Below are 6,974 nucleotides of genomic sequence, written 5' to 3'. Positions count from 1 at the left end.
GGCGAGAGGCGAGCGGCGCGGGGGCGAGCGGCGAGGCCAGCGTGGCGATGCGGCGAGGTGGCAATCTGGTGCGGCCAACGCGCCGAGGTGGCAACCCCGTGCACACTTCGGCGCGAGGTGGCAGTTTTGGGACAAAAATCGACGAAATTTGTCCCAAAACTGCCACCTCGTGGAGAGACCCGTCCCGAAATTGCCACCTCGGCGCGTCAGGCCACCTCATCGGCGTCGTCGGGCCACCTCCGGCCTCATCGGGCCACCTCGGGCCACCTCGGGCCTCGTCATCGGGCCACCTCGGACCTCGCCAGGCGCGTCGGGCCACCTCGACGACGCCGTCACGCCCGCGCCCGCGCCCACGCCCGTATCGTCCCTGGCGGCACGGCGATTCCGTCATACGAACGAATATTAAGGAGCAGATCAGCGCGAACGATACTGTGATGTTCGGTGACCAGGGCCACGCGCAAGGACGCGCGCGGTCGAGGCCACTGACGCCGTTCGGTTCCCGTCCGTGCTCGGTGCGCGAACCGGTCGACGGCGTCCGCTCCTACAGCCGGAAAGAGACCGACTCCATGACCTCAGCGGGACACGCGATCGTCCGCTCCCTCGAAAACCACGGCATCGACAGGATTTACACCGTTCCCGGGGAAAGCTTCCTCGACGTCCTCGATGGCCTCCACGACTCGTCGATCGACACCGTCGTCTGTCGACATGAGGGCGGGGCCGCATACATGGCCGAAGCCGAAGGAAAACTGACCGACTTGCCCGGCGTCGCCATGGTCACTCGCGGGCCCGGTGCCGCGAACGCGCACGTCGGACTGCACACGGCGTGGCAGGATTCCACGGCGATGGTCCTTTTCGTCGGGTTGATCCCGTTCGAGCACAGGGAAAAAGAAGCATTCCAGGAATTCGACCCCAAGGCCTGGTTCGATACGGGCGCCAAACGTGTGATGGTGCTCGACCACCCGGAGCGGGCCAACGAACTCGTCGCTGAGGCGATTTTTGCGGCGCGTTCGGGGCGGCCCGGGCCCGTCGTCGTCGGCCTCCCCGAGGACATCATTCAGCAACAGATCAATCCTGTTCCGCATCCGGAGATCCCGATCGCGATGGGCGGCATGACGGTCAGCGACTGGAAAGAACTCCACAATGCCCTCCTCGACTCGGAGAAACCGTTGTTCGTGTTCGGGGGAAACGACTGGACCCAGAAGGCCGCGGCCGATTTCACCGCGTGGCTGGAGGCCCACGATCTGCCGGCGGGCGCCGAGTGGCGCTGCGAGGGCACCGTCCCCTTCACATCCCCCAGTTACATCGGGCCCCTCGGATACGGGCGTCCGGCGCATTCTCAGCGGGTTCTGGACGAGGCGGACCTGATCGTATTCGTGGGCACGGTTCCGGGCGACGTCATCACCGGCGGCTTCACCTCTCGACAGGACTGGAACAAGAGGAACTTCCTGGTGACCATCGACCCGGGGCTCCGGGGTCGCTCAGGCCCGGTCACGCACCAGATCGTGGCGAAACCGGACGTCTTCGTGCGGGATCTTCTGCGCATGGACCTTCCCGTCAACGACTCGTGGAAGAGCTGGCGTGACAAGCTCAGGGGCCTTCAGGTCGAGTTTTCGACCCTCCCCGAGAGGAGGACTTCGGGGCAGGTCACCATGGACTCGTTGATGAGCCACCTGGTCCCCCGCCTGCCCGAGGACTGCATGGTCACCTTCGGGGCCGGTGAGCACACCAACTGGGCTCACCGCTATTTCCCGACCCACGGCTATGCGCGGATGATTTCGGCGCGCAACGGTTCGATGGGTTATTCGGTGCCGTCCGCGGTCGCGGCTTCACTGCGTCACCCGGAACGACTCGTTGTCTCGATTGCGGGCGACGGCGAGTTCCTGATGAACGGCCAGGAGCTGGCGACGGCGGCCCAATATGGCGCGAAACCACTGGTCATCGTGGCCGACAACGGCGAGTACGGAACCATCCGCACCCACCAGGAGCGCCAGTATCCCGATCGGATCAGCGGCACCCAGCTGCAGAACCCGGACTTTGCCCTTCTGGCCCAGGCCTACGGCGGTTTCGGGATCCGCGTCGAGGACAACGAGTCTCTGCCCCAGGCCCTCGACGACGCCCTGCACGCCGTCGACGACGGCCGGTTCGCGGTCATCCATCTGGTGGTCCCCCAGCGCGACAAGGCCTACTGAACCTTCCACTTCAAGTACTGATACCGGATGAAGGCATCACGGTCGGCTGGAGTCCTGACGATAGGAATGCGGGGTGAAGCCAAGGACCCGACGAAAGTCGGCGGTGAGGTGGGCGTGGTCGGCGTATCCAAGGCGGGCCGCAACAGCGGTGATCGTCAGTGACGGATCATCGCGCAGGTGCTGCGCGGCTTCTTGGAGCCGATAACGTCGGATCATGCTCAGAGGCGACACGCCAACATAACGATGCGCCAGACGCTGTACTCGACGGACCGAAATGTGCAGGGACGACGCGAGCTGATCCACTCGTCCTATCGAAGCGTGGGAAGAGATGCGTTCTTCCATCTCGTTGGCGAGAAGGCCACTGTCGTCCGGTGCGGGACAGTGCTCGGAGATCCAAGCACTGTAGGCGTGAATCGCGCGCTCCCGGCCAAGAGCCCTGTCTTCCAGACTCATCGCTGCCGAAACGCTGCGATGCAGCTCGGGTGCTTCGAAGGGCACCTCGACGTCTCGGGTTCCAGACGGATTCTGGCTGATGGCGAAGATGGCGGCCGGGCGCAATAGAGCCCCGACAGCCCAGCCCTGACCGCTCAGATCGCGCTGTGATGGCCCGGTCGTCGGGCCGGCAAGAATTGCGCCACCAGGCTCGACGACCAGGTTCGACGCCGGAAACGGGAGCACTTGTTGCCGAATGGTTCGTCCGGGTGGAAGATCCCAACGTGGAATCCAGAACCAGCGAACCAGTTCACGCAGGGCTGCTGGCGCAGGCTCTCGGTGGAAAGACGGGAGTCTGGCCGGGTAGAGGACTCCGCGGCCATCAAACTGGTCGTCCACCATTGCTGCCTTTCCCCTGATCGTCGCGAATCTTCAAGCACGCTCGGTGCGGGAAGTGCGACAGTAATTCCATGAATACAATCGACACACCCCAAACCGGAGTATCAGGAAAGTACACCAACAATGGCATACCGAACGGGACAACAAGTCTGACACCATTCTTGGTGGTTGTACATGCGGCCGACGCCATCGAATTCTACCGCTCCGTGTTCGGCGCCCGCCTGATCGACGTCACCGAGATGAGCGGCGTCGTGGTTCATGCCGATCTGGATTTCGGCACCGGACGACTGCAATTGGGGGCGCCCAATACCGAGTACGGACTCGTTCCTGCCCCCGCGGGAGACGGAGACTGCTATTCGATGGGATTGTATTGTGCGGACGTCGATACGACCTTCGCGCGAGCCGAACAAGCCGGGTCGGAAGTCCTCGCTCCAGTCAGCACTTTTGTGTCCGGTGACCGGTTCGCATCCATCCGAGATCCTTTCGGAGTTCGCTGGTCAATCATGTCCCGGGTCGAGGACCTCTCCGAAACCGAAAGCGCACGCCGGGTCGCCGAGTGGGCAGCTGAACAGGGCGCATGAACCGACGAGTGCATGGAGCCCGATCAGTCGGTTCCGAACGCCTCAGCGTTGCCCGGGGCCCCATGACGGACAGATATTCTGTCAGGACCCGCGATCAAGAACACCGTCGAGGTTGCCGCCCAGTTGCGAGCTGCCATCGCCCGGTCAACCTCGGTCGACGCCCGCGTTCTCGTGCGAACCCGTGACGAACTTCGTCACCTGGTGAGAGCCAACCCGTTCTCGGACGGACGAGCGGGGTCCAACCAGCTTCATGTTGTTTTCCTGCCCCGTGACGCTTCCGACGCCTCCGCTTCCGTCGCCGGCGTCGACCTCTCGCGCTACCTGCCCGAAGAAGCTGCCTTCATGGGGCACAACGTGTACATGCGTCGTCCGCAGGGGCCCGGAAGCAGCAAGCTGGCTGCGGCGATCGCGAGGCACACGCAGGGATTGGGCACGCAACGGAACTGGCGCGTGGTGCTCAAACTCGCCGAACAAGCGGACCAGTTGCCCGAATCCTTGTAGCCGATCGACCTTCGTCCGACCAGCTATCGGCACGGGGCTGACGTCGTCGGCAGCCTCAGGCGCGCGGCGTCGTCGGGCGTCGGTGTGTTTCTCCCGTCATGGTTTCGAGCTCTTGTTTCTTCGTTTCCGGCACGAACCGCAGGACGAAGAAGAAGGAAGCCAGCGCGAAGAAGGCGAAGGCTCCGTACAGCCAGGACAGACCGACGCGCTCGGTCATGGGCTCGAAGGCGAACGTGACGATGAAGTTGAAAATCCAGTTCGAGGTCGTACCCACGGCCAGGGCCATGGCTCGCATTCTGTTCGGGAACATCTCGGCCAGGAGGATCCACATGACCGGTCCCCAGGACAGAGCGAAGAACACCACGAACGCGTTGGCCCCGAGCAGAGCGAGCGGGCCGTATGCGCCGGGCAAGCTCACGTTGTCACCGCTGCCGAGTTGGTGCGAGAACGAGATGGCGGTCAGCAGAAGCGACACGAACATGCCGATCGACCCGATGGTCAGCAGACGACGACGACCGATCCGGTCGACAAGCAACATCGCAACCACCGTCATCACAACGTTGATCCCCGCCGTGATGACCGAGGTCGTGAAGGAATCGGATTCGCTGAAGCCAACGGACTTCCACAACGTCGTGGAGTAGTAGAAGATCGCGTTGATCCCGACGAGTTGCTGGAACGCGGCAATGATGATGCCGACCCATACCAGAGGCTGGAGACCGAACCTGTTTCCACGAATGTCGTTGAAGGTACTCTTGTGCTCCTTGTCCAGCGTCTGACGGATTTGCTGGACCTTGGCTTCGGGGTCGGGCTCGCCGGATACCCGTTTCAACACGCTGGCAGCTTGGTCGAACCGGCCGCGCAGGACGAGGAACCGGGGGGACTCAGGGATCGACAGTGCCAGGATGCCGTACACGAGTGCTGGCAAGACGCCGACCAAGAACATCCAACGCCATGCCGGAATGTTCAGCCACAAATCCTGGGAGGACCCGCCAGCGGCACCGGCGAGGCTCTTGTTGGAGCTGAGGACGACGAGCTGGCCGATCGTGATGGCCAACTGTTGCAGGGACCCGAGAGCACCGCGGCCCTTGGCCGGCGCGACTTCGGAGATGTACGCCGGGGCGATCACCGAGGCGATGCCGATTCCCAGGCCACCGATGACGCGCCAGACCAACAAGTCGACCACTGAGAAGGCCAGGCCTGAGCCGAGTGAGCTGATGATGAACATCGCGGCGCCGAGCAGCATGACGTTGCGTCGCCCCCAGCTGTCTGCCAGTCGCCCGGCGTACCAGGCACCGACGGCGCAGCCCAGCAGGGCAATCGAAACGACGAAGCCCGACAGGAAGGACCCCAATTCGAAATGGGAGCTCAGCGCGTCGACGGCACCGTTGATGACCGAGGAGTCGAAGCCGAAAAGAAAACCGCCAACCGCGGCAGCAATCGAAACTGCTACGGCCTTTCCTTTGCCGGTAACTGCTTCGGCGCTGTCGTTAGCACCTACCGTCATCCTGTTCATCTCCGTTCGATTGCAACCGGTCATCGGCCGCCCTCTGGGTATGTGCGGGTGTGTGTCGCCGGCAACACTACTCCGACACATCGCCAAATGGGAAAAAGGTTGGATACGACATACCGCACTGACCTGGTAGTTCGCTCAACTGGGCCCGTTTTTCTGTCAGACCCGGTGGTGTCTTGACCCGGTCAGATGCGGGTCGGTTTCCAGATCGTCGGGGCACCGCCGACCAGGATCGTGGTCGGGTTCGGCCGGTGTGCAAGCAATCAGGTCAGCTGAGAACTGGGGAAAACAAAAAAACTCCCCGATCACTGGGTGATCGGGGAGTTTCGCTCCATTGTCGCGAGAGATTCTCTCTGGAACCTTTGGTGCGCGAGGGGGGAGTTGAACCCCCACGCCCTCTCGGGCACACGGACCTGAACCGTGCGCGTCTGCCTATTCCGCCACTCGCGCAAGTGACTCGCTCGCCACCAAGCAGGCGACGCGCGAAAAGCAACGCTGATTATCGTACCCAGACCTTCAACGGCCTGTCCAATCGCGGAGCGGGTGTCTTCCGACACCTCGACCGGGCGTCTGGGGTTCACCTCGGCCGGGCGCTCGTGGTTCACCTCGGCCGGGCGCTCGTGGTTCACCTCGGCCGGGCGCTCGGCGTTGGGTGGCTGTTACCCGATTCGGCGGCGTCGTCCGCCGTTAGGTGGCGGCTCAACCCGCACCTAACGACGGTAAGTTCCTCTCCATCTGGCAACCCCCACCCAAACGCAGCACCGCCCTGGGAACCGACGGGTACGTTGCCCCACCGGGCAGGCGCTGTTCTTGTTCCGACGCCCGCCTCGCCCGCCTCGCCCGCCTCGCCCGTCTCGCCCGCCTCGCCCGTCTCGCCCGCCTCCCGTCGCGAGGTGGCAATCTGGTGCGACAAACGCGCCGAGGTGGCGATTCCGTGCGCAAATCGACCCCAAAAGTGCACCAGATTGCCACCTCGCGACGGAGAACGCACAGGATTGCCACCTCGCGCAGGGAAACGCACATAATTGCCCCCTCGCGCCGGAGAACGCACGAAACCGCCACCTCGCCGCGCCGAACAACCCGCAGGAAAAGCCCGCGACCCGCCCCGGCCCTTGCCCACGACTGACCCGGTCGGTATCCGCTCCTCGCCCGCTCTCCCGCGCATCTAACGGTTCGTCCACATGCTGCATATCAAGGTCCGCGACTACTGTTCGTCCACGCGGGAGCGGCCTTGATGCGCCGTTGACGGTCTATTCAGGATGAGTCTCTACTATCCTTGTGTCCGAAGCCGTACGCGGTTGCGGTAGCCCGTACCCTAAAACAGGGGCGGCTCGGAACCGACGTCGCAGAACCAGGAGGCAA

5 protein-coding genes and 1 tRNA gene are annotated in these 6,974 nt (G+C 63.6%); 3 read left to right on the top strand and 3 right to left on the bottom strand.

The features are described from left to right. Positions 1-566: 566 nt before the first annotated feature. Positions 567-2,189 carry a thiamine pyrophosphate-dependent enzyme gene (locus EWU68_RS09785; RefSeq protein WP_129315950.1) on the top strand — a complete coding sequence of 541 codons (1,623 nt, stop codon included), beginning with the start codon at positions 567-569 and terminating at the stop codon, positions 2,187-2,189. A 36-nt stretch (positions 2,190-2,225) separates the two neighbouring features. Here the strand turns inward: EWU68_RS09785 and EWU68_RS09780 are convergent, their stop codons facing one another. Beyond that, positions 2,226-3,023, bottom strand: a complete 798-nt coding sequence (locus EWU68_RS09780) for a helix-turn-helix domain-containing protein (protein ID WP_129315945.1) — start codon at positions 3,021-3,023, stop codon at positions 2,226-2,228. A gap of 68 nt (positions 3,024-3,091) precedes the next feature. Between EWU68_RS09780 and EWU68_RS09775 the strand changes: the two genes are divergently transcribed. Both EWU68_RS09775 and EWU68_RS09770 read left to right on the top strand, forming a co-directional pair. Then, positions 3,092-3,601, top strand: a complete 510-nt coding sequence (locus EWU68_RS09775) for a VOC family protein (protein ID WP_129315944.1) — start codon at positions 3,092-3,094, stop codon at positions 3,599-3,601. 75 nt (positions 3,602-3,676) lie between these two features. Beyond that, positions 3,677-4,102, top strand: coding sequence for a DUF1697 domain-containing protein (locus tag EWU68_RS09770; protein ID WP_129315943.1), 426 nt, complete (start codon positions 3,677-3,679; stop codon positions 4,100-4,102). Positions 4,103-4,157: 55 nt separating this feature from the next. Here the strand turns inward: EWU68_RS09770 and EWU68_RS09765 are convergent, their stop codons facing one another. Both EWU68_RS09765 and EWU68_RS09760 read right to left on the bottom strand, forming a co-directional pair. Beyond that, the gene (locus EWU68_RS09765; protein WP_129315942.1) at positions 4,158-5,606 is read right to left on the bottom strand and encodes a sugar porter family MFS transporter; all 1,449 of its coding nucleotides are present in this window, start codon (positions 5,604-5,606) and stop codon (positions 4,158-4,160) included. 369 nt (positions 5,607-5,975) lie between these two features. After that, positions 5,976-6,062, bottom strand: a tRNA-Leu gene (locus EWU68_RS09760). Positions 6,063-6,974 lie beyond the last annotated feature (912 nt).

The organism is Rothia koreensis, from assembly GCF_004136575.1.
Classification (GTDB): Bacteria; Actinomycetota; Actinomycetes; order Actinomycetales; family Micrococcaceae; genus Rothia; species Rothia koreensis.
This window is presented reverse-complemented; position numbering and strand designations above follow the sequence as displayed.